Origin of the sequence: Afipia broomeae ATCC 49717, from assembly GCF_000314675.2 — a bacterium.
Taxonomy (GTDB): Bacteria; Pseudomonadota; Alphaproteobacteria; order Rhizobiales; family Xanthobacteraceae; genus Afipia; species Afipia broomeae.
In genome coordinates, this window is sequence record NZ_KB375282.1 from 1,119,739 (window position 1) to 1,145,413 (window position 25,675).

A 25,675-nucleotide genomic window follows, 5' to 3' on the forward strand; every position below is an offset into this window, starting at 1 on the left:
TTGCAAGAATATTTCGTCAGAATGGAGGATTGTCTTCAGGGGCGCGAACCTGCTAATCGACTGCGGCGGAGGCCCACGGTTGCCGCCGTCCCAAACCTGCTCGCGAGCCTGAATTGTCAGCTGAAATACCATTGGTCATCGCTGCCGTAGCCTTGGCGATCTGGGTCTATCTGATTGTGGCCCGGGGCGACTTCTGGCGAACGCAGAAGTTCGATGACCTTGCGCCTGCGCCCGGCTTCATGAACTGGCCGCCGGTCGCCGTCGTCGTGCCGGCACGCGATGAGGCTGCGGGCGTCGGTGCCTGCGTGACCTCGATCCTCAGCCAGCCTTATCCCGGCGCGCTGTCGATGATCCTGGTCGATGATCAAAGCCAGGACGGCACCTCGCAGATCGCAAGCGAAGCCGCGGCAAAGATCGGCGCATCGGATCGTCTGACGGTTTTACAGGGCCGCCCATTGCCGTCGGGCTGGACGGGCAAGCTCTGGGCGGTGAAGCAGGGGCTCACGCTGGTCGAAAGCAGCGCAACGCAGCCTGAATATGTTCTTCTGACGGATGCCGACATCGTTTACTCCGGCGATGTGCTGATGCGGCTGGTGGCTCGCGCACAAAACGAAAAGCTCGCGATGACGTCGATCATGGCGAAACTTCGCTGCGAGAGCTTGGCCGAGAAATATCTGATCCCGGCCTTCATCTTCTTCTTCGGGATGCTTTATCCGTTCGGTTGGGTGCGCAGCCGCAGGCGCGCGACCGGTGCGGCCGCCGGCGGATGCATTCTGGCGCGATGGGACGCGCTGAAGAATGCCGGCGGTATCGACGCCATTCGCGGGTCGCTGATCGATGACTGCGCACTTGGTGTACGGCTGAAGACGCAGGGACCGGTATGGCTTGGTTTCTCGCAGAACGTCGTCAGCGTTCGTGCATCGGATACCGTTGGTGACGTGGGACAGATGATCTCACGTTCAGCCTATGCGCAGTTGCACTATTCGCTGGCGCTTCTGATTGGAACCATCTTTGCGATGACAATCGTGTTCCTCGCACCGGTCCTTATTGTGCTGTTCGGTCACGGCCTTGCGGCGGTATTTGCGGCCGCGGCGTGGCTGCTGATGGCCCTCGCGTTCCAGCCCACGCTGCGATACTATGGGCAGTCGGCTCTTTGGGGACCGGCGCTTCCCGCAATCGCAGTCGCTTACATGGTGTTCACGGTCAACTCCGCGATCCAGCATTTTCAGGGGCGTGGCGGAATGTGGAAAGGCCGCGCCCAGGCACAGGTATCCAGCTCGCAATGACAACAGCAGGCGAATTGCGTTCAGGCAAAAGCCACAAGGACGAAAACTTCCCGGTCGCGTCATGGATCATCCATCCGCGCCACCGGGCGCTGATCCTTGCGTTCTATAATTTTGTGCGCACCGGCGACGACGTCGCCGATCATGCGACGCTGCCCGCGCAGGAGAAGCTCGACAAGCTCGATCTGCTGGAAGCCGAACTGCTGGGTAATGGCGACACGCAGCCGGAAGCGGTGGCGCTGCGCAAGGCGTTTGCCGAACGCGGAATGTCCCCGAAGCATGCGCAGGATTTGCTTAACGCGTTTCGTCTCGATGTCACCAAGCTGCGCTACGAGAACTGGGACGAACTGATCCACTACTGCTCGCTCTCGGCGATGCCGGTCGGCCGCTTCATGCTCGACGTTCATGGCGAGGACCGCTCGACGTGGGCGGCGTCCGACGCGATCTGCGCCGCATTGCAGATCAACAACCATCTGCAGGATTGCGGCAAGGACTATCGCAATCTCAATCGGGTCTACATCCCGCGCGACGCACTGGCGGCATCGGGTGCTACTGTCGAGATGCTCGGAGAGGCGCGTTCCGCGCCCGCGTTGCTGAAATGTCTGCAGGCGCTGGCGCGGCGCACCGAGACGCTCTTGCACGAGGGCCGTTCGCTTCCAGGCGAGATCAAGGACACCCGGTTCGCGCTGGAGGTTTGCGTGATCGATGCTTTCGCCGACAAGATCGTGAACTTGTTGAAAGTGCGCGATCCGCTCAGCGAGAATGTCCATCTGTCGAAGGGGCAGATGGCGGGCGTTGCGCTCTCCGCGATGGCGGGTGGCTTGTTCCGGCGCGTGACGGGGCAAATGCCACGTCCGGCCAGCACCGGACGTGTGATCTGACATGACCTCAACGAGCACAGCGCCGCACGCCGCCGCGCCGGAAGCGAATGTTCAGGGCGTTGCCTCGGGCAGCTCGTTCTACGCGGCGATGCGCATCCTGCCGCGCGAGCAGCGCGAGGCGATGTTCTATATTTACAGTTTCTGCCGTCAGGTCGATGACATCGCCGACTCCGATGGTCCGCGCCCTGAACGCCTCAAGGCGCTGGATCAATGGCGGCGCGACATCGATGCGCTTTATGCCGGGAAACCACCTCAACATCTGCGCGACTATGTGCCGTCGGTGAAACGGTTCGGTCTTCGGCGCGAAGACTTCATCGCCATCATTGATGGCATGGAAATGGACGTCCCCGCCGACATTCGCGCGCCTGATGCGCGGACGCTCGATCTTTACTGCGATCGCGTGGCGAGCGCGGTGGGGCGGCTGTCGGTGCGGGTGTTCGGCCTCGGCGAGGAGGACGGCATCCTGCTGGCGCATCATCTTGGCCGCGCGCTTCAACTCACCAACATCCTGCGCGACATCGATGAGGACGCCGGTATCGGCCGGCTTTATCTGCCGCGCGAAAGCCTCAACGCCGCCGGCATCATGTCCAACGATCCGTTGGTGGTTGCCTCCGACCCGCGGCTGCCGCGTGCCTGCGAAGGCATTCTGAAGCAGGCGCGAGATCATTTCGCCAAGTCGAATGACATCATGGCGCGCAATTCGCGGCGCGTAGTCCGTGCGCCGAAGATCATGTCGGAATACTACCACGCGATCCTCGAGAAGCTCGTGGAGCGCGGCTTCGCTCTGCCGCGCAAGCCGGTCAAGCTCAGCAAGGCCGCCAAGATTTTCATTCTCATTCGGTACGCATTCATCTGATGGCAAAAGCTCATATCATCGGCGCCGGGGTCTCCGGCCTGTCCGCGGGTGTACGGCTCGCGAATGAAGGATTCGAGGTTCACGTCCACGAAGCGACCCAGCAGGCCGGTGGCCGCTGCCGTTCTTATTATGATGGCGCGACGGACATGGTCATCGACAACGGCAACCATTTGCTGCTGTCGGGAAATCTTCATGCACGCTCCTATGCGTTGTCGATCGGGAGCGAGCACGGTCTCGTCGGCCCGGAGCGCGCGCAGTTCGATTTCGTCGATCTGAAAGCGGGCAAGCGCTGGATGCTCGATCTCGGCAATGGCCGTTTGCCGACATGGGTATTCGATAAGTCACGCCGCGTGCCGGACACGGGCGTGGGCGATTATTTTGCGTTGGCTCCGCTCGCCTGGGCCGGCAACGATGCACTGATTGGCAACACGATCAAATGCGAGGGCAAGCTTTATGAGAGGCTTGTACAGCCCTTGATGCTCGCGGCGCTGAACGTCGATCCGCCGGATGGCTCCGCAGGCCTCGCTGGTGCCATCGTGCGTGAGACGTTGCTTGCAGGCGGCAAGTCCTGCCGTCCGCTGATTGCGCGCGAAGGATTGAGCACGGTGCTGGTCGACCCGGCGCTGAAGCTGATCCGGGAGAAGGGCGGTACAGTCAATCTTGGCCACGAACTGCGTCAGGTGCTGATGGCTGGCGAGTCCATTTCGATGCTGGAATTCGGTGACGACACGATTGTCGTTGCGCCAGGCGATGTTGTCGTGCTGGCGGTTCCGCCGCGCTCCGCATCGTCGATCCTGCCGGGTCTCAAGACGCCCACCAAGTTCCGCGCCATCGTCAACGCACATTTCCGCTACGATCCGCCGGACAACATGCCGCCAATGATGGGCGTGATCGGCGGCCTCATCGAATGGCTGTTCGCATTTCCGCAGCGGCTGTCCATCACAATCAGCGATGCCGACCGGCTGGTGAATGTGCCGCGCGAGCAGCTTGCCCGCGACATCTGGCGCGACATCTGCAAGGCTGCGGGCATCAGTGATGAGGTGGCGGAGGGGGCGCTGCCGCCGTGGCAGATCGTGCGAGAGCGCCGTGCCACATTTGAGGCAACTCCGGAACAGAATGCCATGCGCCCAGGGCCGGTCACTGAGTGGAAAAACCTATTCCTCGCCGGGGACTGGACTGATACGGGACTGCCAGCGACCATCGAAGGCTCGATCCGCTCTGGCGATCGCGCCGCCGATCTGGCGCTGCAAATGCGATAGCGGACAGACATGCAGGGCATGACTCTCGAAGATCACAAGGCCGGAGCTGCCGCACCGTCAGCGGCGGCTGTTGATGCCAGCATCGCGGCCGCGAGCAGCGCCGTGCTGGACTATCGCAAGCCCGACGGCCATTGGGTGTTCGAGCTTGAAGCCGACGCCACGATTCCGGCCGAGTATGTCCTGCTGCGCCATTATCTGGCCGAGCCGATCGACACTGTACTGGAAGGCAAAATCGCGAATTATCTGCGCCGGATCCAGAACGAAAACGGCGGCTGGTCGCTGTTCTACGGCCATGAGTTCGATATGAGCGCCAGCGTGAAGGCTTACTTCGCGCTCAAGATGATCGGCGACTCGCCAGACGCGCCGCATATGAAGAAGGCGCGCGAGGAGATGCTTCGCCGCGGTGGCGCGATCAAGAGCAACGTGTTCACCCGCATCATGCTGGCGCTGTTCGGCGTCGTGACATGGCGTGCCGCGCCGATGATGCCTGTCGAGATCATGCTGCTGCCGCGCTGGTTTCCGATTCACCTGACCAAGATTTCGTACTGGGCGCGCACGGTGATCGTGCCGCTGCTGGTGCTGATGAACAAGAAGCCGCGCGCGCGCAATCCGCTCGGCGTCGGCATCGATGAGCTCTTTCTGGAAGACCCGAAATCCATCGGCATGACGGCGAAAGCACCGCATCAGAGCCAGCTCTGGTTCACGGGCTTCAATCTCCTCGACAAGGTTTTACGCGTTGTCGATCCGCTGTTTCCGAAAGCCCCGCGTCAGCGCGCCATCGACAAGGCCGTGGCGTTCGTCACCGAGCGCCTCAACGGCGTCGATGGTCTTGGCGCGATCTTCCCGGCAATGGCCAACACCGTGATGATGTATGATCTGCTCGGTTATCCGAAGGATCATCCGCATTACGTTCTGGCGCGGCAGTCGATCGAGAACCTGCTCGTCATCAAGGACGACGAAGCTTACTGCCAGCCGTGCGTCTCGCCGATCTGGGATACCGCGCTGACCGCACACGCGATGATCGAGGTCGGCGGCGAGAAGGAAGTTGCGTCGGCAAAGGCGGCGCTGGACTGGCTCAAGCCGAAACAGGTGCTCGACGTCGAGGGCGACTGGATCGAGAAGCGGCCGGGCGTGCGCCCTGGCGGCTGGGCTTTCCAGTACAACAATGCGCACTATCCCGATCTCGACGACACCGCCGTTGTCGTCATGGCGATGGACCGTGCGCGCGGAACGCTCAACGCCGGCACCAAGTACGACGAGTCGATCGCGCGCGGCCGCGAGTGGATCGACGGTCTGCAAAGCAAGGACGGCGGCTGGGCAGCGTTCGACGCGGATAACCTCGAATACTATCTGAACAACATTCCGTTCTCGGACCACGGCGCGCTGCTCGACCCGCCGACCGAGGATGTCACCGCGCGCTGCGTTTCGATGCTGGCGCAACTCGGCGAGACCGTGAAGACCAGTGAGGCTCTGGCGCGGGGCGTCGAGTACTTGCGCCGGACGCAGTTGCCCGATGGGTCATGGTTCGGGCGCTGGGGCGTGAACTACATCTACGGCACATGGTCGGTGCTCTGCGCGCTGAACGCCGCCGGCGTCGATCACGTGGACCCCGTGATGGCGAAAGCCGCGGACTGGCTGATCGCGATCCAGAACAGCGACGGCGGCTGGGGCGAGGACGGCAACAGCTACCGGCTCGACTACCGGGGCTATGAGAAGGCTGATTCGACCGCCTCGCAGACGGCCTGGGCGACGCTGGCGCTGATGGCGGCAGGGAAGGTCGATCATCCCGCGACTCAGCGCGGAATCGCCTATTTGATTCAGTTCCAGGGTAAAGACGGGCTTTGGAGCGAGCCGCAGTACACCGGGGGCGGGTTCCCACGTGTGTTCTATTTGCGATACCACGGATATTCTAAGTTCTTCCCCTTGTGGGCGCTGGCGCGGTACCGGAATTTGCGTAATACTAACAGCCGCTTCGTGGGGATCGGAATGTGATTATAGGCGCGGGCGGGGACGCCGCACACGACGGGCTGCCAGTCCTGATTGTTACTGGCTTGAAACAGGAGGCCCGCATCGCTGCCGGCCCCGGTCTCACCGTCATCTGCAGTTCAAGCAATCCAGTTCAGTTGCGCGAAATGATGACGTCGTTCGATCCGGCGAGCATTCGCGGCATCGTAAGCTTCGGCGTCGCCGGCGGCCTCAATCCTTCGCTCAAGTCAGGTGACGTCGTTGTCGCCTCTCATATCGTCACCGCGAAACGGCGCTGGTCGACCGAGGCGTCGCTGACGGAAAATCTCGTCGCATTGCCGACGAGGCGCCGCCGCTCGATCGTTTCGGGCGTCCTTGCCGGTGTCGAAGAGGTTGTCACCGGTCAGGTGGCCAAGGCTGCGCTGCGCGCCACCACCGGCGCCGATGCGGTCGATATGGAGAGCCATATCGCCGCGAGATACGCCGAATACAACGGCCTGCCGTTTGCGGCGGTGCGCGTGATCAGCGATCCGGCGCACCGTGCGCTGCCGGAATTGACGATGAGCGCCATCAAGCCGAACGGCAACGTCGATATGTGGAAGGTGATGCGCGGGATCGCGCGTAACCCGAAGTCGATTCCGCATCTGATTTCGACGGGACGCGACTTCAGCCGCGCGCTCCGTTCGCTGAAAGGTTGCCGTGAGGCTCTGGGCTGATCCGAGCCTTTCTTAAGCGAGAGCATAAGGAAACAAAAAAGGCGCGAGCGATGCTCGCGCCTTTTGAATGAGTGCGGTCTGAAAATCAGGCCGCGGTGGATGCGTTGGTTGCCGGAGCCGCAGTCTGCGCGGCGAGCTTCGCTGCCTTGGCTTCCGCTGCTTTCGCTTCGTCGGCACGGATTTCCGACAGGCGCTTCTGCACTTCCGACGAGAACACGTACTGTGCCGGACGCTGCTTCGACAGATCGATCTCAGGCGCCATAGGCCCGCTGGTTTTGATGCCGAACAGCGAGACCTTCAATGCCTTGAACGGGTTGCTGACAGCAGCGTTTGCAGCGGTCGGCTCGTAGCCGCAATGGGCCATGCAGTCGGCGCACTTCTCGTACTTGCCGGTGCCGTAGGTGTCCCAATCGGTGGTTTCCATCAGCTCCTTGAAGGTCTTGGTATAGCCTTCACCGAGCAGGTAGCAGGGCTTCTGCCAGCCGAAGATGTTGCGGGCAGGCATGCCCCACGGCTCGCACTCGAAGTTCTGGTTGCCGGCGAGGAAGTCGAGGAACAGGCCGGAGTGCATGAAATTCCACTTCTTGCCCTTGCCGAGCGCGAACACGTCGCGGAACAGCTTCTTGGTCTTGGTGCGGTTCAGGAAGTGCTCCTGATCCGGCGCGCGCTCATAGGCGTAGCCTGGCGACATCGAGACTCCGACCCCAAGCTCGGTCGTGAAGTCGAGGAACTTGGCGATCTCCTCGGCCGGATGGCCGTCGAAGATGGTCGCGTTGACGTTGACGGTGAAGCCGCGTGCCTTGGCAGCCTTGATCGCGGACACGGCGCGGTCGAACACGCCCTTCTGCGACACCGCCTTGTCGTGGTGATCCTTCAGTCCATCGAGATGGACGGAGAAGAACAGATAAGGCGAGGGCTCGAACAGATCGAGCTTCTTCTCGAGCAGCAGCGCGTTGGTGCAGAGCGAGACGAACTTCTTGCGCTCGACCAGGCCGCGCACGATCTCGCCGATCTCCTTGTGGATCAGCGGCTCGCCGCCCGGGATTGCGACCATCGGCGCGCCGCACTCGTCGGCGGCATCCCAGCACTCCTGCGCCGACATGCGGCGGTTCAGGATCGCATCGGGGTAATCGATCTTGCCGCAACCGACGCAGGCGAGGTTGCAACGGAAAAGCGGCTCCAGCATCAGCACCAGAGGATAACGCTTACGTCCAAGCAGCTTCTGCTTAACGAGGTACGAGCCGATCTTGATCTCTTTGAAAAACGGTATCGCCATGAACGTTTATCTTTCTTGCATCGCAGGAGAGAGGCGCGGTTGACGTTGGGTCAGCTCCGCGGGCAGTCTGAACTCGATATTTTCCTCCCGGCCCGGCAGCACGGACACTGTCACCGGTCCGATTCTCCGCAGGGCGTCAATCACATCGTCCACTAGCACCTCAGGCGCCGAGGCGCCCGCGGTGATGCCGACGGTCTTCGCGTCTTTCAACCATTCAGGATTGAGCTGGCTGCCGTCGGCGATGAGGTAGCTCGGGACGCCGACTTCGGTCCCGATCTCGCGGAGGCGGTTGGAGTTGGAGCTGTTCGTCGCGCCGACAACCAGGATGACATCGACGAGCTTGCTGAGATCTCGCACCGAAGACTGGCGGTTTTGTGTCGCGTAGCAGATGTCGCGGGTATCGGGGCCTTCGAGGTCGCTGAAGCGGTCTTCAAGAGCCGCGATGATATCGCGGGTGTCGTCGACGCTCAGCGTGGTCTGCGTGATGTAGGCCATCGGCTCGTCGCTCGGCAGATCGAGCGCCGCCACGTCCTCGACGCTCTGCACGAGGATCACGGGGCCGGGGACCTGACCCATGGTGCCGACGACTTCAGGGTGACCTTCATGGCCGATCAGAACGAGCTTGCGTCCCTTGGAAACGTAGCGCTTGCCCTGGTTATGGACCTTGGTCACGAGCGGGCAGGTGGCGTTGAGAACGGGGAGACCGCGCGCGGCAGCTTCTTCCTCGACGCTCTTGGCGACGCCATGGGCGCTGAACACGGTGATGGCATTCGCCGGCACTTCGTGCAGATCCTCAACGAATACCGCGCCCTTGGCTTTCAGGCTTTCGACCACGTACTTGTTGTGCACGATTTCGTGGCGGACGTAGACCGGCGGCCCATACTTCTCGAGCGCACGTTCGACGATCTCGATCGCGCGCACGACCCCGGCGCAAAATCCGCGCGGCTGAGCCAGCAGGATTTTCATTTCGGATTTCATGGGCACGTGATCAAGCAAGCTGCACCGCGCTGATCTCGCCTTCGCGGCCCAGCGCCTCGAAGACGCGCGTCACGATGCCCTTGGCGTCGAGGCCAGCCTTTGCGTACATCGCAGCCGGACTGTCCTGATCGATGAATGTATCCGGAAGAACCATGGAGCGAACCTTCAGTCCTTTATCGAGCGCGCCGTTCTCTGCAAGGGTATGCAAGACCTGCGCCCCGAAGCCGCCGATCGAGCCTTCCTCGATGGTGACGAGCACGTCATGATCGCGCGCCAGACGCAGGATCAGATCCGTGTCGATCGGCTTGGCAAATCTGGCATCAGCGACGGTCGTCGTTAAGCCATGGGTTTTTAGAATGTCTGCAGCTTTCAGGCATTCCTGAAGGCGGGTGCCGAGAGACACCAGCGCTACGGAGCTACCTTCGCGGACGATGCGGCCTTTGCCGATCTCCAGCGGAACGCCGACCGACGGCAGGTCGACGCCGACACCGTCGCCGCGCGGGAAGCGGATGGCGGACGGACGATCGTTAATTGCAGCGGCAGTCGCGACCATGTGAACCAGTTCGGCCTCATCGGCCGCGGCCATCAGAACCATCCCCGGCAAACAGCCGAGATAGGCGAGATCGAACGAGCCCGCGTGGGTCGGTCCGTCCGCACCGACGAGACCGGCGCGGTCGATGATGAACCGGACCGGCAGACCCTGAATGGCGACGTCATGCACGACTTGGTCGTAGGCGCGCTGCAGGAACGTGGAATAGATGGCAACGAATGGCTTCAGTCCTTCGGAAGCAAGGCCGGCGGCGAAAGTCACGCCATGCTGCTCGGCGATACCCACGTCGAAGGTCCGCTCGGGGAAGGCCTTGCCGAAAATATCGACGCCGGTGCCGGATGGCATGGCGGCGGTGATCGCGACGATCTTGTCGTCTTTCTCGGCTTCCTGGACCAGGCTCTGGCCGAACACCTTGGTATACGCGGGGGCGTTGGCCTGAGCCTTCGCCTGCTTGCCTGTCGCAACATCGAATTTGACCACGCCGTGATACTTGTCGGCGGATGTCTCGGCCGGGGTGTAGCCCTTGCCCTTTTCGGTGACGACGTGGATCAGGGTCGGGCCGACTTTCGAATCCCGCACGTTCTTGAGGACAGGAAGCAGATGGTCCAGGTTGTGACCGTCGATCGGTCCGACATAGAAGAAGCCGAGCTCCTCGAACAGGGTTCCGCCGGACAGGAAGCCGCGGGCATATTCCTCGGCGCGCTGCGCGCCCTTCTCGATGAACTTCGGAAGGCGCTTGGCGACCTGCTTGCCGATCTCGCGCAGCGACCGGTAGGTGTTGCTGGACGTCAGGCGTGACAGATAAGCCGACATGGCGCCGACTGGGGGCGCAATCGACATCTCGTTGTCATTGAGAATGACGATCAGGCGCGAATCCATCGCGCCGGCATTGTTCATTGCCTCATAGGCCATGCCGGCAGACATCGCGCCATCGCCGATTACTGCGACGATATTTCGCTCCTCGCCGGCGAGATCCCGCGCGACGGCCATGCCGAGGCCTGCTGAAATGGACGTCGACGAGTGCGCAGCGCCGAAACAATCGTATTCGCTCTCTGCGCGCTTGGTGAAACCCGAAAGACCTCCGCCCTGACGCAGGGTGCGAATCCGGTCACGCCGTTCCGTCAGGATCTTATGGGGATAGGCCTGATGCCCGACATCCCAGATGACGCGATCTGAGGGCGTATTAAAAACATGATGTATTGCAACCGTCAGTTCAACGACACCAAGACCGGAGCCGAGATGACCACCAGTGACCGCAACCGCGCTGATCGTTTCGGCGCGAAGTTCTGCCGCAACTTGAGGCAGGTCGCTTTCCTTCATCTTCCGAAGGTCAGCGGGCGACTTGATTGCGTCGAGCAATGGGGTTGAAGAGGTCATACCAAGGCTTCCAATGCGACTGTGGAACAAGACGAGAACATTTTGCAGTGTAGCATTATTGCAGCTATGCAGCAGTAGTTCTGAGGAACTGCTGGTTAAATGCCACTATTGTGTGACTTAAGGGCATCGTTTGAGGCATCAGTAAGTTAACGGCTTGCCTCCCCGGCAGTTGCCTTTACCCCAAGCTGGCCGCCAGAAATAGAAAGAAAACCTGTGCTGACAAGGACTATTGTATCGCTTGTTCGTTTTTGCACGCGCCATGCATGGCTGGTCCTCGTGGCTGGCTTGGCTTTGGCTGCCGTGGCGGGCGTCTATTCCCACCGGAACTTTGCCATCAATACCGATGTTGCGACGCTGATCTCCCCTAATCTGGACTGGCGAAAGCGCGAAATCGACTTCGAAAAGGCCTTTCCGGGCCGAAATGACTCGATTTTGGCCGTTGTAGAGGCGCCGACCCCGGAACTCGCCCGGCAGGCTGGCGACGCCCTTGAGAAGAAGTTGCGGCCAAAGACCGAAAGGTTCATCTCGATCCGGCGGCCCGGGGGTGGGCCCTTCTTTGACAATAACGGTCTTTTGTTCTTGCCGACCCCGGAAGTGGCCAAGCAGACCGGGCAACTGGCCTCGGCGGCCCCGCTTTTCGACATTCTGGTGGACGATCCCAGCCTGCGGGGCCTGACAGGCGTCCTGGAATTCGGTCTGGCGGGTTCCCAGCGGGGGCAGTATTCGCGCGATTCCATGGCCCGCCCGCTGAACCTGGTGGCCGATACTGTCGAGAAAGTCGTCGCGAACAAGCCAGCGACCTTCTCCTGGAAGGAACTGTCCAGCAACGAGCCGCTGACGCCTGCCGACACCCGCACGCTTCTCCTGATACGGCCTGTGCTCGACTTCAAGGCGCTGGAGCCGGGCGGCGCCGCGGTCGATGCCATTCGCGAGGCGGCCGAAGACGCCAAACTCGCGGTGGATTACAGCGCCAAGGTCCGTCTCACGGGGCCGGTTCCGATCGCAAACGATGAGTTCGCGACGGTGCAGGAGGGGGCGCTCGTCACCCACACGGGGACGGTCCTGATCGTGCTCTTCATCCTGTGGTGCGCGCTGAAGTCATCCAAGATCATCGGTTCGGTGTTCATCACGCTTGTCATCGGTCTGTCGATCACCACCGCCGTCGGACTGATGCTGGTCGGCGCGTTCAATCTGATTTCGATTGCGTTCTTCGTCCTGTTTGTCGGTCTCGGTGTGGATTTCGGCATTCAGTACAGTGTGCGCTATCGCGCCGAGCGCCATGAAATTGATCAGCTTGATCCGGCGCTCGAGAAGGCCGCCGAGTATTCCGCCGTTCCGCTCACGCTTGCGGCGGTGGCCACGGCGGCCGGATTCCTGTCGTTTCTGCCAACCGATTACAAAGGCGTGTCGGAACTCGGAAAGATCGCCGGCGCGGGCATGATCATCGCATTCATCGCCGCCATCACAGTGCTGCCCGCGCTGCTCAAGATTTTCAATCCTCCGGGCGAAGCTGAACCGCTCGGTTTCAAATTCCTGGCGCCGGTCGACAGTTTCCTTGAGCGGCATCGAGTCGGTGTTGTTGCCGCGACGCTCGGGGTGGCCGTTTTGGGTCTGCCGTTGCTGTATTTCCTGCAGTTTGACTTCAATCCCATGAACCTGCGCAGCGCGAAGGTCGAGTCGGTGGCGACGTATCTGGATCTCCGCCGAGATCCCAACACCGGCACCAACGCCGTCGAAGTCATGGCTCCTTCCGCGGCTGCGGCTAAGGAAATTCAGGAACGGCTCGCCAAGCTTCCTGAAGTATCGCGCACGATCTCGCTGGATACCTTCATTCCTGATGACCAGCCGGCCAAGCTTGCGATCATCCGCAAGGCGGCGGCATCGCTCAATCCGATTCTGAATGAGACATCGCGCGGCTCCGCGCCGTCCGACGAGGAAAATGTCGCTGCGCTGAAGGGCTCGGCGGAAAGCCTGCGCAAGACCGCGGGCGACGACAAGGGACCGGGGGCGGTGGCCGCACGGCGGCTTGCGGCAGCACTGGACAAGCTTGCTCAGGCTGAAAAAGCCACGCGCGAGAAGGCGACGGCAACCTTCATTTCGCCTCTGAATGTTGCGCTGGATCAGGTTCGGGGTCTGCTCAAGGCCCAGTCGGTGAGTGTAAAAACCCTTCCGCCGGACATCCTGCACGATTGGACGTCTGCAGACGGCAGAACGCGCGTCGAAGCTCAGCCGAAGGGCGATCCCAATGACAACGATACATTGCGCGCCTTCGCGGGTGCTGTTCTGAAAGTTCAGCCTGACGCGATTGGCGGGCCGATCTCGATTCTGAAATCCGGCGATACCATCGTCAAAGCGTTCATCCATGCCGGTTTCTGGGCCCTGCTGTCGATTGCGATCCTGCTCTGGATCGTGCTCAAGCGGGTCGGCGATGTGCTGTTGACGCTGGTCCCATTGGTTTTGGCAGGTGTCGTTACGCTCGAGATCTGCGTCCTGATCGGACTGCCGATGAACTTCGCCAACATCATCGCGCTGCCGCTGCTGCTTGGCATCGGTGTCGCGTTCAAGATCTACTATGTGACCGCATGGCGGGCCGGGCAGACCGACCTGCTGCAATCGAGCCTGACGCGTGCGATCTTCTTCAGCGCGATGACGACCGCGACAGCGTTCGGCAGCCTTTGGCTGTCGAGCCACCCCGGCACGTCAAGCATGGGCAAATTGCTGGCGCTGTCGCTGGTGACGACGCTGGCAGCGGCAGTGCTGTTTCAGCCGGCGCTCATGGGCAAGCCGCGCGACACAGAGCAGAAGTAAAGGCCTGCCGGATTATTTGGCAGGCGCTGATGCAATCTCGGGGAGGAGGCAAATTTCGGAAGTGGCCTGATCGCCAGCCTTCGCGCCTTTCGGAGCCGCAGTCTTCGGCGCGCCGACGGGGGTCGGGAATGGTGGTGCGGCCGTTGTCTTCGGAGCCGGTGGGCTTCCTGTTGTTTTGGGAGCCCCCGGAGCTGCCGCGCCGGCCTTGGCCCCAACGGGAGCGGCGGAGCCTTCAGCCACGCGCGTCCAGGTCTGGCCGCCGCACAAGATCATGGCGACGCAGCCTTCGACGCGCAGCGAATTGGGCGACTTGAGCTGGATATTGGCGTCATAGGTCTTGCCGCTGGTGGCGTCGTAGATCTGGCCTTCCCACTTGTCTTTCTCGTCATCCGCTTTCTTCATGTTCAGAAGGATGGGGATGCCCAGGGTGGGACGCGTCCGCTTGGTCTTGTCAGGGTTCTTGCTGTCGAGGTTGCCCGGAATTTGTTCAGAGGCGATGACCCCCCAAAGCCTGGAGTTGCACTCAACGATTCGGATCGTCGCCTTGTCATCCTCGACCTTCCATTCGCCCAGCGGTTCGGCAGCAGAGGCAGCTCCGGCGGCAGCGAGCAAGAACATTCCACTAAAGGCTAGTTTCCGCATGAATCCTCGCGTGCATTGCAACCAATTTAAACACAAAGGCCGTGCATTGTTCCAGAGATTGACAAAACGACGCATACACTAATTTCAGTTGACTAGAAGCCTGACAAACGAAGTATGTATGACATCATGCAGCCAAATCTAGACATTTCAGAGATGTTCGCGGATCGCCAGTTTCAGCGCAACGCTCTGCACACGCGATATCTCAATGAGCAACTCGTCCGGGTGCTCAAAACCATCGGCTACGACGTCGGCTTTCAACGCGGGCAGGGGCAGTATCTGTTCGACCGCAACGATGATCGTTACCTCGATCTGTTGAGCGGGTTCGGCGTCTTTGCTCTTGGCCGCAATCATCCGACCGTCAAGGACGCCCTCAAGAGCGTCCTGGACAGCGATCTTCCGAACCTCGTTCAACTCGATCTGTCCACGCTGGCCGGCATTCTGGCCGAGCGCCTGATCGCGCATGTGCCGTATCTGGACAAGGTGTTTTTTGCGAATTCAGGGACGGAGTGTGTCGAAGCTGCGATCAAGTTCGCGCGCGGTGCGACCGGCCGTACCGGCATCGTTTATTGCGACCATGCGTATCACGGCCTGTCCTACGGTTCGCTGTCGCTGACCGGCGACAAGAATTTCCGTGACGGCTTCGGACCGTTGCTGCCGGACACCTTCTCGATCCCGTTCAATGATCTCGCCGCGCTCGAGAAAGCGCTGGCCTCTCGCCAGATTGCGGCCTTCATCGTCGAGCCGATCCAGGGCAAGGGCGTCAACATGCCCGACGACGGATACCTCGCGGGCGCAGCGGCGCTGTGCAGGCGCTATGGCACCCTGTTCGTTGCCGATGAAATCCAGACCGGAATGGGCCGTACAGGGCGGTTTCTTGCAGTCGAGCACTGGAACGTCGAGCCCGATATGGTGCTGCTGTCGAAGTCGCTGTCTGGCGGTCACGTCCCGGTTGGAGCCGTCCTGACGCGCAAGGCGATCTTCGACAAGATCTTCGACCGGATGGATCGCGCGGTGGTCCACGGCTCGACGTTCTCCAAGAACGATCTCGCCATGGCTGCCGGCATTGCGACGCTGGAGGCCCTCAAGCAGGAGAAGGTGATCGAGAACGCGGCGGCGCGCGGCGCCGAACTGCTTGCGACCCTGTCAGCGATGATCCCGCGCTATGAACTCTTGAAGAACGTGCGCGGCAAGGGATTGATGATCGGGGTCGAATTCGGTCCGCCGAAGTCGCTCAAGCTCAAGGCCTCATGGGCGATGCTGGAGGCGGCGAGCAAGGGTCTGTTCTGCCAGTTGATTACGATCCCGCTGTTCAAGGATCACAAGATCCTCAGCCAGGTCTCCGGCCACGCCAGCCACACAATCAAGCTGCTGCCAGCGCTCACGATCACGCAGGAAGATTGTAACTGGATCACAAGCTCGTTCGATACGGTGATCGAAAACAGCCACCGTGTTCCCGGCGCGATCTGGTCGCTCGGCAAGACGTTGGTCGACAACGCTGCAAGAAAAACAGCCTGACCGAGCAAATCAGCCTGACGAGCGGTCAGGCTGATTTTATTATCCGGAATTAATCAGGAAGAACGCTGCGGCTCACTGGCCGTGGCTCTTGAGAACAGCATCGCACTTCTTGCTGATCTTGGCGCGGTTGGCCTGCAGGCAACCAAGAATCACGAAATCGCCATCGTTCATTACCTGACGGCAATGACGTGAAACATCGGGAGCACAGGCTTTCTGTTCTTCCGGGGTGCCGCCGCGCTGCGGGGCCGGGGCCTGTGCGAAGGCGCCAACGGTCGCCGAGACGAGCAGAGTGGTTGCAAGAAGTGCTTTGAGCATCATTATCCCTAGCGTTCGATTGACCAGGCTATAGGTCGAACATATCGGGATGCCAGATACAAGTCTCCACGCTATGGCACAGGCATCGTATTTCGCCGGGTGTGGCGTTGATGCACGGCTTTTTCGCGCCACAGCATTGCGGGAAGATGGAACGCCAACTCTTGCCACAATTTGGCGCGGGTTCGCTTGTCTAGCGCGCCGACAATTGCGATGGCGCAACCGGGTTCCGTTGCACCAGAACAAAGGCGACGATCAGCGTTGGAACGAGAATGGCAAGCGCGATCGCCATGATCTGCCATTGAGAGACAGGCATGATGCCGCCCCCTGGCGTTGCAAGAACAAATCCTCCGATGACCAGCAACGCGCGGAGCGGCCATTCCAGCGCGCCCGCCCGCCGCAAGTCGCCGATGAAGGCCTGGTAGCCCTGAATGCCTCCGCAGATGAACAACGTGCCGATTCCGGCCAGCGTCATCAGACCAAGCGCTGCGAGATAAGGCGCATCGCCTTGCAGCACGAGGGCCGGGTTGAGCACAAAAAAGAAGGGGATGAAGTAGATGATGCTGCCGACCCACATGGACTCCCAGCCGGTCTTCATCGCCGGCGAACCGGCGATGCCCGCTGCCGCGAAGGAAGCGATCGCCACAGGAGGCGTGATGGATGAGAGCATGCCCCAATAGAAGATGAACATGTGCACAGCCATCTTGTTGAGGCCGACCTTCTCGAGCGCCGGCGCTACGAGAATGGCGAGGAAGATGTAACAGGCCGTCGTGGTCAGGCCGAGTCCCAGCACCAGACTGGTAAAGGCACACATCACCAGAAGCAGAAAAGCGTTGTCACCGGCGATTGTCAGCAGATCATTGGCGAGACTCGAGATCACGCCGGTCATCGAGAATGCGCCGATCAACAGGCCGCAGCCTGCCAAGATGCCGACCAGTTCGACGAAGGTGCGTCCGTTCACTTCCAGGAACTTGCTGATCGTCGCAACAGTCCAGCGGGTGTCCTTGGAAAATAACTGATTGAGGATGAGCAGGAGAACGGTCGCGTAGAAAGGCGCGTGACTTTCGCGCTTGAAGTACAGCAGCATCACGACCAGCAGCGCGATGACGAAAATGTAGTACCAGCCTTCCTTGACGGTGTCCCAGACCCGCGGCAATTCGGAGCGTGGAATGCCGGCAAGGTTGTGCCGCGCGGCGTAGGAGTCCACCTGCATGAAAAGGCCGAGATAATAAAGCGCGGCTGGAATAATCGCCGCCACCGCGACGTCGGCGTAGCTGACGTTCAGGAATTGCGCGATGACGAATGCGGTCGCGCCCATCACCGGCGGCGCGAGGACTGCACCGGTCGAAGCACAGGCTTCAATGGCTGCGGCGTACGACGCGCGAAAGCCACTCTTTTTCATGACGGGAATCGTCATCGTGCCTGCGGTCAGCACGTTGGAAATGATCGAGCCCGACATCATGCCGAGAAGGCCGCTGGCGAAGATGCAGACCTTGGCAGCGCCGCCGCGGAACGTTCCGCAAAGTGCGAACGCGATGTTGATGAAGAACTTCCCGGCGCCGGTCATCATCAGCGCCGTGCCGAACACGAGAAAGCCGATCACCGTATCGGCGAAGGCCTGGATCGGAATGCCCAGCAGGCTTTCGCCGGAGAGGACATGGTAGGCCGTGGCCTGATCAAGGGTGGATTGGGTACCGCGGAAGGGACCCAGCCAGCTTGATTCCGCAAACAGCGGATAAACGGTGAAGGGAAGCACACAAAGCAACAAGCTCCAGCCGCCGGTGCGGCGCAGGGCTTCCATCAGCACGGCCCACATGACCAGGCCACCTGCTATGACCGGTGTCGGCGCGCCTGCGAATTCCCATCCGAGGGCCGCGGCCTTGCGAATGTTCATCATCAGCCAGATTGCCGAAGCGAATGTCGCAACGAACAGGACGATATCGTACCAGGGAATCCGATCCAGCGGAGCCTTCTCGCTTCCCGGAAAAATCAGGAAGGTGAAGGGCAGCATCAGCGCGATGAGCAGATAGAAATACTCGGTGTTGAGCTGGGTGTAGCCGATGAAGAAGCGCAACGTGAATTGCTGATTGATACAGAGCAGGATCGTCGCCGCGGTCGCTGCAACGAGAGCCCAGCGCCAACCACCGCGAAGGGTCCGCACCCGGGTGACTTCGGCTTCCTGCAAGCCGCCGACACCCGCATGCGGATCATCGAACACGACCTTCTTTTGCGCTGAGTTAATGGTGGCAGCCGCAACCGTAGCGACTGCTGTATTTTGGGTGTTGTCGGACGAAGCTGACATTGGCAGTACCGAAAATAGAATGTTGACGACGTCCGCTGGCCTTAAAACCTTTAGTCCTCGAAGCCGTTCGGCATGTTGGCCTTGGCGAGTGCGGCCTTCCGCGCAGCCATCCACCCCGAGAGGAATGCGGCCGGCTCACCCGGTGCGCTTGCCGTGTTGTAGGCTTTCCACGCATCCGCCAGAACGCCCTGCCGCTTGATCAGGTCGTTGTTGTATTTTTCATCCGCGTCGGTCCATTGCCCGGCTTCCTTCAGGGCTTTCACGGCGCCGGGATGATAGGGGATGACCCACTGCTTGGTCTGCTTCTTGACATCGAGGCCGGATGAACCGGGCGCAGCATCCTTGTACATGTCGTAGTTGACGATCATTGCCTTCGTGAGGCCGTAGATCTGGTCAACGGGCTGCGTCGCATAGGCGGTTGCAATCGGATAGGGATAGGTCGCCAGCTTCAGGGGTTTCGAAGCTTCGATGGCTGCACCGCAGGTGACGTCGTGCGGATTGAAGAATGCGCCGACTTTTTTTACACGATCCCAGGCGGCCTTGTCGCCCGCAGGCAACTCCGGCCAGACGATTCCGCGCGGCGAGCTTTCCAGTTCCTTGGCGGGGCCGGTCACCGTCGAGCCGAACGCGCCGTCGGCATCATTGTTGATGACGCCCTTCCACATCGCGCCGTAGCTGGCGAATTCGACGATCTTGACGTCTTTCTGGGTGAGTCCGGCGTAGGCGATGATCGCCAGCGCGTTCTGGTTCAGTGCGGGTGAGCCCACCACAAAGCCCAAACGCTTGCCGCGGAAATCCTTCCATTCCTTCACGCCGCTGTCTTTCGCGACGCCGACCGACAGTCCGTTGCAGTCGACCGTCGAGAGCGTCATCTGCAACGCCTGCGGGCCCCATTCCTTGACGCCGAACTCGAAAACGCCTTCCTGGGCGAAATAGCTTCCCGTTCCCATCCAGGCCAGCACCGCTCGGTTGGTGCGCAACGGAGCGAGGCGCGCCACGTCGTTGCCGGCCGGAAGCACGCGAACGTCGGAGCCGTACTTGTCCTTCATCATCTTGCCGACACCGACTGCGATGTTGAAACCGGAGGTGCCGGTGTCATAGGCGGTAAACGCCATCGAGGTCGGTAGCTTGACCTCTTGCGCCAGCACGGGCGAAATCGTCGTGCCTGCAAGAACGATTGCCGCAACCGCAGTGATATGCCGCGTCATGAAAAACCCTCCCCAATTGCTTTCGCTGTGCGAAACGCGTTTTTGATTTTGCCGGATCATGTCATCGTGCAGGGACCAGCGCAACGGCTGCAAGCCTACTAAGGTGTACTGGACAGTTTGTCGCGGAACGCAGCGCTTCGCGCAGTTCACGTTTCAAGAAGAGCGATCGTTTGTCTCTCTGCCACGACGTCATCGACGCTAACGAGGATTGAGACGACTTTTCCTGCGGCAGGCGAGGGGACGGGAATTTCCATCTTCATCGCTTCGACCAGCACGACGTCATCGCCGCTTCCGATACTGCCGCCGGTGCTGGCGACAACCGCGCAGACACGTCCGGCAACCTCGGTGACGATCTTGATCTGTGGCATTGACTTTCTCCCATCCGCTTTGAGCAGAGCATGCGGGCTCTGCAAACGCGGCTTCTTTATTGTGACGGAAGATTGCCCGGGGTAGCGTGTTCCGCAAGAGGAAACTTTATTCCGCAGAACAGAATGACGCGTTCGCAACGCGGACTGCAAGGAGCGACGATGAACTGGAAGCCTGAACTTGACGAACTTGCGCGGCGCGAAGCCTTTGCGAAAGAAATGGGCGGCGCCGACAAGGTGAAGCGGCAGCATGATCAGGGCCGTCTTACGGTTCGCGAGCGCATCGACAAGCTGCTCGATCCGAAGACCTTCCACGAGATCGGCGCGATTTCAGGCGTCGGAGAATATGCGGAAAGCGGCGAACTCATTTCCGCCACGCCCGCCAATTGCGTATTCGGCCGCGGCAAGGTCGGGGACCGCCCCGTTGTCATCGTCGGTGACGATTTCACGGTGCGCGGCGGCTCGGCCGATGCGTCGATCTGGGCGAAGCCGATGATGGCCGAGCAGATGGCGCATGACTTCCGCCTGCCGATCATTCGGGTCATCGAAGGCTCAGGCGGCGGCGGCTCGGTGAAGACCATCGAAACCAAGGGAGCGGCCAACCTGCCCGGTGGCATCGGCGGGACGGAATGGTACTGGTACACGACCGCGAACATGGCGCGCGTCCCTGTTGTCGGTCTAGGTCTTGGATCGGTAGCGGGACTTGGTGCGGCGCGGCTCGCCGCCAGTCATTATTCCGTCATCACAAAATCGTCTGCGATGTTTGTGGCGGGGCCACCTGTGGTCGCGCGGCTCGGCCAATCGCTCGAGAAGCAGGAACTGGGCGGCTGGCAGATCCAGACCAAGGCCGGTGGTGTCGACCACGCAGTTGAAACCGAAGAAGAAGCCTTCGAATGTGCACGGAAGTTTCTGTCTTATCTGCCGTCGTCCGTGTTCGACCTGCCGCCGACCATTCCTTGCAATGATGATCCCGAGCGCGCTGACGAGATGCTGCTGAGCGCCGTGCCGCGCAACCGGAAGCAGGTCTACAAGATGCGGCCGATCATCGAGTCGGTGGTGGACCGTGGTTCGTTTTTTGAGATGGGCCAGAACTTCGGCCGGTCGATCATCACAGGATTTGCGCGCTTGCAGGGGCGAGCGGTTCTGGTGCTGGCCGGCGACCCCTTTATCTATGGGGGATCGTGGGCGGCGGACACGTGCCAAAAAGTAGTGCGCGCTGTTGATCTCGCTGAAACCTTCCATCTGCCGGTGGTCTATCTGATGGATTGCCCGGGTTTCGCGATCGGACTCGAAGCGGAAAAGGCCGCAACGATCCGGCATGGCGTTCGCGCGATGGCTGCCGTCAATCAGAGCACCGTGCCGTGGTGCACGATCATCATCCGTAACTCCTTCGGCGTTGCGGGTGTTGTGCATCAGCCTGCTGGCCGTTTCTCCCTGCGTTATGCATGGCCGTCGGCCTATTGGGGCTCGCTGCCGCTCGAGGGCGGCATTGAGGCCGCTTACCGTGCTGATATCGACGCCGCCGAAGATCCCAAGGCGAAGCTGGCTGAAATCCAGGACCGCTTGAACAAGCTGCGGTCGCCGTTTCGTACAGCGGAAAAATTCTGGGTCGAGGAGATCATCGATCCGCGCAAGACGCGATCGCTGCTTTGCGAGTTCGCAAGGCTGGCAGAGCCGCTGCGCACGCCAGGCGTCGCGAAGATGGCGATCAGGCCGTGATTATTTGGCGTCGGCGATGATCATCGCCGCACCTTTTTCCGCGATCATTGCGGTCGGCGTGTTGGTGTTGCCGGACGTGATGGTCGGCATCACCGATGCATCGATGACGCGCAACCCCTTGAGGCCGTAAAGGCGCAGGCGCTCATCGACCACGGCGAGAGGATCGCTGCTGGTGCCCATCTTCGCGGTGCCGACCGGATGGAAGATCGTGGTGCCGATGTCGCCGGCTGCCTTCGCCAAGGATGCATCGTCATCGCCGACGGATGGGCCGGGGAGATATTCCTGCGGATGATAGGCCGCGAGCGCGTGCTGTTTCATTAGCCTGCGCGTGACGCGAATGGCGTCAGCAGCAACCTGGCGGTCTTCCGGCGTCGACAGATAATTCGGGGCGATCGCGGGAGCCTGGTCCGGCGCATCGGATTTGATGCGGATCGTTCCGCGTGATGTTGGCCGCAGGTTGCAGGCGGCGATGGTGATCGCCGGGAAGCGATGCAACGGCTCGCCGAATTTATCCAGAGACAGCGGCTGGACGTGAAACTGGATGTTGGCGCGCTCCTGCCGCGCATCGGATCGCGTGAAGATACCGAGTTGCGACGGCGCCATGGTCAATGGCCCGCGCCGCCGCAACAGGTAATCGACACCCATCCAGCCGCGCCGGAACAGATTGTAATAGGTCTCATTCAGCGTGCGCACGCCTTCGACCTTGTAGATCGCGCGCTGCTGCAGATGGTCTTGCAGGTTGCGGCCCACGCCCGGACGGTCGAGCACGGTGTCGATGCCGAGCGGCGACAGCCATTCCTTCGGACCGATGCCGGAACGATGCAACACCTGCGTCGATCCCACAGACCCGGAGCACAGGATCACTTCGCCCCGCGTTCGTGCCTCGATGGTCTCGCCGCCCTGGCGGAAGCGCACGCCGACCGCGCGGCCGTTCTCGACGATCACCCTGTCGACCAGCACGTTGGTCTCCAGGCGCAGGTTTGGCCGCGACAGTGCAGGCTTCAGAAACCCGCGTGCCGATGACCAGCGCCGTCCGCGCTTCTGATTGACGTGGAAGTATCCGATGCCTTCGTTATCGCCGGTGTTGAAATCCGGTGTCTTGCGGATTCCCATTTCATGGGCAGCGTCCGCGACGGCATCCAGCACTTTCCAGGACAGCCGCGGGGCTTCGATCCGCCAACCACCGCCGACGCCGTGATGTTCGCTCTCGCCGAGGAAATGATCTTCGAGTTTCTTGAAAGCCGGGAGCACATCGTCCCAGCCCCAGCCGGTCAAGCCGAGCTGTCGCCAGTGGTCGTAGTCCGCTGCCTGTCCGCGCATCGAGATCATGGCATTGATTGCTGACGATCCGCCGATCACCTTGCCGCGCGGATAGGCCAGTGCACGGCCATTGAGACCGGCTTCCGGCTCGGTCTTGAACATCCAGTCGGAGCGGGGATTGCCGATGGCGAACAGATAGCCGACCGGGATGTGAAACCAGATCCAGTTGTCTCTGCCGCCGGCTTCCAGGACTAGAACGCGCTTGCGGGGATCAGCCGAGAGGCGGTTGGCGACGATGCATCCGGCGGTGCCGGCGCCGACGACGATATAGTCGAAATCCCCCTCCAGACGTTTCGCCATTCCCGATCCTGCGTTTCTCTAGTCAAATTGTTGAAGACTTTTCTTCTTATGGCCCCGGCCGGGGTTCGCTGTACAGTATGGTTCCGCGCAAGTCCCGTTTGCGCGGATATTGGGTCCCCTGCGGGCCCATGCTAGCCTTTGCCGTCTTGATCCTGTGAGGTTACCGCCGTGCCCATCCTCAACCGCGTCGCCGATCTGCAACCCGAAATTATGGGCTGGCGTCGCAATCTCCATGCCCATCCAGAGCTGATGTACGATGTGCACCGCACTGCGGCCTTCGTTGCCGACCGTTTGCGCGAATTCGGTTGCGATGAGGTCGCGACCGGCCTTGGACGCACCGGCGTGGTCGGCGTCATCAAGGGGCGAAAGCCGGTCAATGGCGGTGATCTGAAAGCGATCGGGCTGCGGGCCGACATGGACGCGCTGCCGATCGAGGAAGAAACCGGCGTCGCCTATCGCTCGACTGTGCCGGGCAAGATGCACGCCTGCGGGCACGATGGTCATACCGCGATGCTGCTCGGCGCGGCGCGCTATCTCGCCGAGACGCGGAATTTCGCCGGCGATGCCGTGATGATCTTCCAGCCGGCGGAAGAGGGCGGTGCGGGCGCCGAGGCGATGATCAAGGACGGCCTGATGGACCGTTTCAAGATCGAGCAGGTCTACGGCATGCATAACTCGCCGGGCATGCCGATCGGCACGTTTGCCACGCGCGTTGGACCTGCGATGGCCGCGACCGATCACATCAACATTCACATTGAAGGTCTGGGCGGACATGCCGCGCGACCGCACAAGAGCATCGACTCGGTGCTGGTCGGCGCCCAGCTCATTACGGCCCTGCAGTCGATCGTCTCCCGTAGCGTCGATCCGCTGGATGCCGCAGTGATTTCGATCTGCGAGTTCCACGCCGGGAACGCCCGCAATGTCATCCCGCAGACCGCGGAACTATTCGGCACCGCGCGGACGCTAACTCCCGAGGTGCGCGATTTGATCGAACAGCGGGTACAGGAAGTTGTGAACGGGGTGGCGCAGCTCTCGGGCGCGAAGATCACGCTGGATTACGAGCGCAGTTATCCGGTGCTGGTCAATCATCCCGCCGAAACGGCTATTGCCGCCCGCGTTGCGGCCGACGTCGCGGGTGAGGGCAATGTCAGTTCCGAGATTCCGCCGGTGATGGGCGCGGAAGACTTCGCCTATATGCTGGAAGCGCGGCCGGGCGCCTTCATCTTTATCGGGAATGGCGACAGCGCGGGGCTGCATCATCCTGCCTACAATTTTAACGACGACGCCATCGTCTATGGCTCGTCCTACTGGATCAAGCTGGTCGAAAGCCAGCTCGCAGGCTGACGACGAGTCGCTACCGGACGGTGCATCCTGTTCGGAACCATGATCATCACATCGCGTTGAGAGGCGGGAACGATCCCGTCAAACATGCGGAGTGGGACAATGGCAGCGAGGAAATCGGCGAAGAAGTCAGCCAAAAAGTCGGTCAGGAAATCAGCGAAGAAATCCGCACCGAAGCGGAGGGCCGCAAAGCGAGCTGTGCCGAACGATAAGGATCTCAACGATCTCTTTCATGACACGCTCAAGGACATCTACTTCGCGGAGAAGCAGATTTTAAAGGCATTGCCGAAGATGGCCAAGGCAGCTCAGTCGGCAGACCTGAGCGCCGCATTCAAGAAACATCATGGCGAAACCGAAGGCCAGGTCGATCGCCTTGAGCAGGTGTTCAAGTTGATCGACAAGCCCGCGAAGGCCAAAACCTGTGATGCGATCATGGGAATCCTCGACGAGGGCAAGGAGATCATGGACGAATACAAAGGCACCGAAGCGCTCGATGCCGGATTGCTGGCTGCCGCGCAGGCAGTGGAACACTATGAAATGTCGCGTTACGGCACGCTCAAGGCCTGGGCCATCCAGCTTGGCATGAACGAAGCTGTAAAATTGCTCGATGAAACGCTCCAGCAGGAACGCAAGACTGACAAAGACCTCACGGCGCTCGCTGAAGGTGCTGTGAATTCCGAAGCGCTTGCTGCGTGATCTATT

General features: G+C 61.0%; 20 protein-coding genes. 11 read left to right on the forward strand and 9 right to left on the reverse strand.

Annotated features, from left to right (window positions below):
• Window positions 1–131: 131 nt before the first annotated feature.
• From HMPREF9695_RS05170 to HMPREF9695_RS05195, 6 genes are read left to right on the forward strand one after another with little or no spacing between them, the layout of a single operon-like run.
• Window positions 132–1,286, forward strand: coding sequence for a glycosyltransferase (locus HMPREF9695_RS05170; protein WP_167540043.1), 1,155 nt, complete (start codon window positions 132–134; stop codon window positions 1,284–1,286).
• Window positions 1,283–2,164 carry a squalene synthase HpnC gene (hpnC, locus tag HMPREF9695_RS05175; RefSeq protein WP_006019757.1) on the forward strand — a complete coding sequence of 294 codons (882 nt, stop codon included), beginning with the start codon at window positions 1,283–1,285 and terminating at the stop codon, window positions 2,162–2,164. Before HMPREF9695_RS05170 ends, hpnC begins: the two co-directional genes overlap by 4 nt.
• A gap of 1 nt (window position 2,165) precedes the next feature.
• Window positions 2,166–3,020, forward strand: a complete 855-nt coding sequence (gene hpnD, locus HMPREF9695_RS05180; protein WP_006019758.1) for a presqualene diphosphate synthase HpnD — start codon at window positions 2,166–2,168, stop codon at window positions 3,018–3,020.
• Entirely contained in the window at window positions 3,020–4,279 is a 1,260-nt protein-coding gene (gene hpnE, locus HMPREF9695_RS05185; RefSeq protein WP_006019760.1) for a hydroxysqualene dehydroxylase HpnE, read from the forward strand. Before hpnD ends, hpnE begins: the two co-directional genes overlap by 1 nt.
• Window positions 4,280–4,297: 18 nt before the next feature.
• Window positions 4,298–6,271 carry a squalene--hopene cyclase gene (gene shc, locus HMPREF9695_RS05190; protein WP_041711906.1) on the forward strand — a complete coding sequence of 658 codons (1,974 nt, stop codon included), beginning with the start codon at window positions 4,298–4,300 and terminating at the stop codon, window positions 6,269–6,271.
• Window positions 6,268–6,960, forward strand: a complete 693-nt coding sequence (locus HMPREF9695_RS05195; RefSeq protein ID WP_006019762.1) for a phosphorylase — start codon at window positions 6,268–6,270, stop codon at window positions 6,958–6,960. The genes shc and HMPREF9695_RS05195 overlap by 4 nt, the downstream gene beginning before the upstream one ends.
• 85 nt (window positions 6,961–7,045) lie before the next feature.
• Here HMPREF9695_RS05195 and hpnH read toward each other — a convergent pair whose 3' ends face one another.
• From hpnH to dxs, 3 genes are read right to left on the reverse strand one after another with little or no spacing between them, the layout of a single operon-like run.
• Entirely contained in the window at window positions 7,046–8,236 is a 1,191-nt protein-coding gene (gene hpnH, locus HMPREF9695_RS05200; RefSeq protein ID WP_006019763.1) for an adenosyl-hopene transferase HpnH, read from the reverse strand.
• 6 nt (window positions 8,237–8,242) lie between these two features.
• The gene (gene ispH, locus HMPREF9695_RS05205) at window positions 8,243–9,202 is read right to left on the reverse strand and encodes a 4-hydroxy-3-methylbut-2-enyl diphosphate reductase (protein ID WP_152544161.1); all 960 of its coding nucleotides are present in this window, start codon (window positions 9,200–9,202) and stop codon (window positions 8,243–8,245) included.
• A 22-nt stretch (window positions 9,203–9,224) separates the two neighbouring features.
• The gene (gene dxs / locus HMPREF9695_RS05210; RefSeq protein ID WP_006019765.1) at window positions 9,225–11,141 is read right to left on the reverse strand and encodes a 1-deoxy-D-xylulose-5-phosphate synthase; all 1,917 of its coding nucleotides are present in this window, start codon (window positions 11,139–11,141) and stop codon (window positions 9,225–9,227) included.
• 213 nt (window positions 11,142–11,354) lie between these two features.
• Here dxs and hpnN point away from each other — a divergent pair, with 213 nt between their 5' ends.
• Window positions 11,355–13,949 carry a hopanoid transporter HpnN gene (hpnN, locus tag HMPREF9695_RS05215; protein ID WP_041711330.1) on the forward strand — a complete coding sequence of 865 codons (2,595 nt, stop codon included), beginning with the start codon at window positions 11,355–11,357 and terminating at the stop codon, window positions 13,947–13,949.
• Between the two features lie 12 nt (window positions 13,950–13,961).
• Here the strand turns inward: hpnN and HMPREF9695_RS05220 are convergent, their stop codons facing one another.
• Window positions 13,962–14,666, reverse strand: a complete 705-nt coding sequence (locus tag HMPREF9695_RS05220; protein WP_430648550.1) for a DUF2147 domain-containing protein — start codon at window positions 14,664–14,666, stop codon at window positions 13,962–13,964.
• A 48-nt stretch (window positions 14,667–14,714) separates the two neighbouring features.
• On the opposite strand from HMPREF9695_RS05220, the gene HMPREF9695_RS05225 reads away from it, so the two are divergent.
• A complete protein-coding gene (locus HMPREF9695_RS05225) occupies window positions 14,715–16,106 on the forward strand; it encodes an aspartate aminotransferase family protein (protein WP_085947384.1) in 1,392 nt (463 codons plus the stop codon).
• 72 nt (window positions 16,107–16,178) lie between these two features.
• Here HMPREF9695_RS05225 and HMPREF9695_RS05230 read toward each other — a convergent pair whose 3' ends face one another.
• The 4 genes from HMPREF9695_RS05230 to HMPREF9695_RS05245 form a co-directional block, all read right to left on the reverse strand.
• On the reverse strand, window positions 16,179–16,421 hold the full coding sequence (locus tag HMPREF9695_RS05230; protein ID WP_006019769.1) for a hypothetical protein: 243 nt from the start codon (window positions 16,419–16,421) through the stop codon (window positions 16,179–16,181).
• Window positions 16,422–16,611: 190 nt separating this feature from the next.
• Complete coding sequence (locus HMPREF9695_RS05235; RefSeq protein WP_006019770.1) at window positions 16,612–18,720, reverse strand: TRAP transporter permease; 2,109 nt, start codon at window positions 18,718–18,720, stop codon at window positions 16,612–16,614.
• Between the two features lie 50 nt (window positions 18,721–18,770).
• Window positions 18,771–19,928: a TAXI family TRAP transporter solute-binding subunit gene (locus HMPREF9695_RS05240; RefSeq protein ID WP_006019771.1), complete on the reverse strand. Its 1,158-nt coding sequence runs from the start codon at window positions 19,926–19,928 to the stop codon at window positions 18,771–18,773.
• 146 nt (window positions 19,929–20,074) lie between these two features.
• Window positions 20,075–20,296, reverse strand: coding sequence for an acyl-CoA carboxylase biotin carboxyl carrier protein subunit (locus HMPREF9695_RS05245; protein WP_006019772.1), 222 nt, complete (start codon window positions 20,294–20,296; stop codon window positions 20,075–20,077).
• 159 nt (window positions 20,297–20,455) lie between these two features.
• Between HMPREF9695_RS05245 and HMPREF9695_RS05250 the strand changes: the two genes are divergently transcribed.
• Window positions 20,456–22,012: an acyl-CoA carboxylase subunit beta gene (locus HMPREF9695_RS05250; RefSeq protein ID WP_006019773.1), complete on the forward strand. Its 1,557-nt coding sequence runs from the start codon at window positions 20,456–20,458 to the stop codon at window positions 22,010–22,012.
• Here HMPREF9695_RS05250 and HMPREF9695_RS05255 read toward each other — a convergent pair whose 3' ends face one another.
• On the reverse strand, window positions 22,013–23,632 hold the full coding sequence (locus HMPREF9695_RS05255; RefSeq protein ID WP_006019775.1) for a GMC family oxidoreductase: 1,620 nt from the start codon (window positions 23,630–23,632) through the stop codon (window positions 22,013–22,015).
• A 168-nt stretch (window positions 23,633–23,800) separates the two neighbouring features.
• On the opposite strand from HMPREF9695_RS05255, the gene HMPREF9695_RS05260 reads away from it, so the two are divergent.
• Both HMPREF9695_RS05260 and HMPREF9695_RS05265 read left to right on the forward strand, forming a co-directional pair.
• Complete coding sequence (locus HMPREF9695_RS05260) at window positions 23,801–24,976, forward strand: M20 aminoacylase family protein (RefSeq protein ID WP_006019776.1); 1,176 nt, start codon at window positions 23,801–23,803, stop codon at window positions 24,974–24,976.
• A 99-nt stretch (window positions 24,977–25,075) separates the two neighbouring features.
• Window positions 25,076–25,669 (forward strand): YciE/YciF ferroxidase family protein, encoded by a 594-nt coding sequence (locus tag HMPREF9695_RS05265; RefSeq protein ID WP_006019777.1) that lies wholly within the window; start codon window positions 25,076–25,078, stop codon window positions 25,667–25,669.
• Window positions 25,670–25,675 lie beyond the last annotated feature (6 nt).

Coding starts and splice junctions, on each gene's coding strand:
- hpnC (WP_006019757.1), top strand. CDS start 1,283: ATGACAACAGCAGGCGAATTGCGTTCAGGCAAAAGCCACAAGGACGAA.
- hpnD (WP_006019758.1), top strand. CDS start 2,166: ATGACCTCAACGAGCACAGCGCCGCACGCCGCCGCGCCGGAAGCGAAT.
- hpnE (WP_006019760.1), top strand. CDS start 3,020: ATGGCAAAAGCTCATATCATCGGCGCCGGGGTCTCCGGCCTGTCCGCG.
- shc (WP_041711906.1), top strand. CDS start 4,298: ATGACTCTCGAAGATCACAAGGCCGGAGCTGCCGCACCGTCAGCGGCG.
- hpnH (WP_006019763.1), bottom strand. CDS start 8,236: ATGGCGATACCGTTTTTCAAAGAGATCAAGATCGGCTCGTACCTCGTT.
- ispH (WP_152544161.1), bottom strand. CDS start 9,202: ATGAAAATCCTGCTGGCTCAGCCGCGCGGATTTTGCGCCGGGGTCGTG.
- dxs (WP_006019765.1), bottom strand. CDS start 11,141: ATGACCTCTTCAACCCCATTGCTCGACGCAATCAAGTCGCCCGCTGAC.
- HMPREF9695_RS05220 (WP_430648550.1), bottom strand. CDS start 14,666: ATGCGTCGTTTTGTCAATCTCTGGAACAATGCACGGCCTTTGTGTTTA.
- HMPREF9695_RS05230 (WP_006019769.1), bottom strand. CDS start 16,421: ATGCTCAAAGCACTTCTTGCAACCACTCTGCTCGTCTCGGCGACCGTT.
- HMPREF9695_RS05235 (WP_006019770.1), bottom strand. CDS start 18,720: ATGTCAGCTTCGTCCGACAACACCCAAAATACAGCAGTCGCTACGGTT.
- HMPREF9695_RS05240 (WP_006019771.1), bottom strand. CDS start 19,928: ATGACGCGGCATATCACTGCGGTTGCGGCAATCGTTCTTGCAGGCACG.
- HMPREF9695_RS05245 (WP_006019772.1), bottom strand. CDS start 20,296: ATGCCACAGATCAAGATCGTCACCGAGGTTGCCGGACGTGTCTGCGCG.
- HMPREF9695_RS05250 (WP_006019773.1), top strand. CDS start 20,456: ATGAACTGGAAGCCTGAACTTGACGAACTTGCGCGGCGCGAAGCCTTT.
- HMPREF9695_RS05255 (WP_006019775.1), bottom strand. CDS start 23,632: ATGGCGAAACGTCTGGAGGGGGATTTCGACTATATCGTCGTCGGCGCC.
- HMPREF9695_RS05265 (WP_006019777.1), top strand. CDS start 25,076: ATGGCAGCGAGGAAATCGGCGAAGAAGTCAGCCAAAAAGTCGGTCAGG.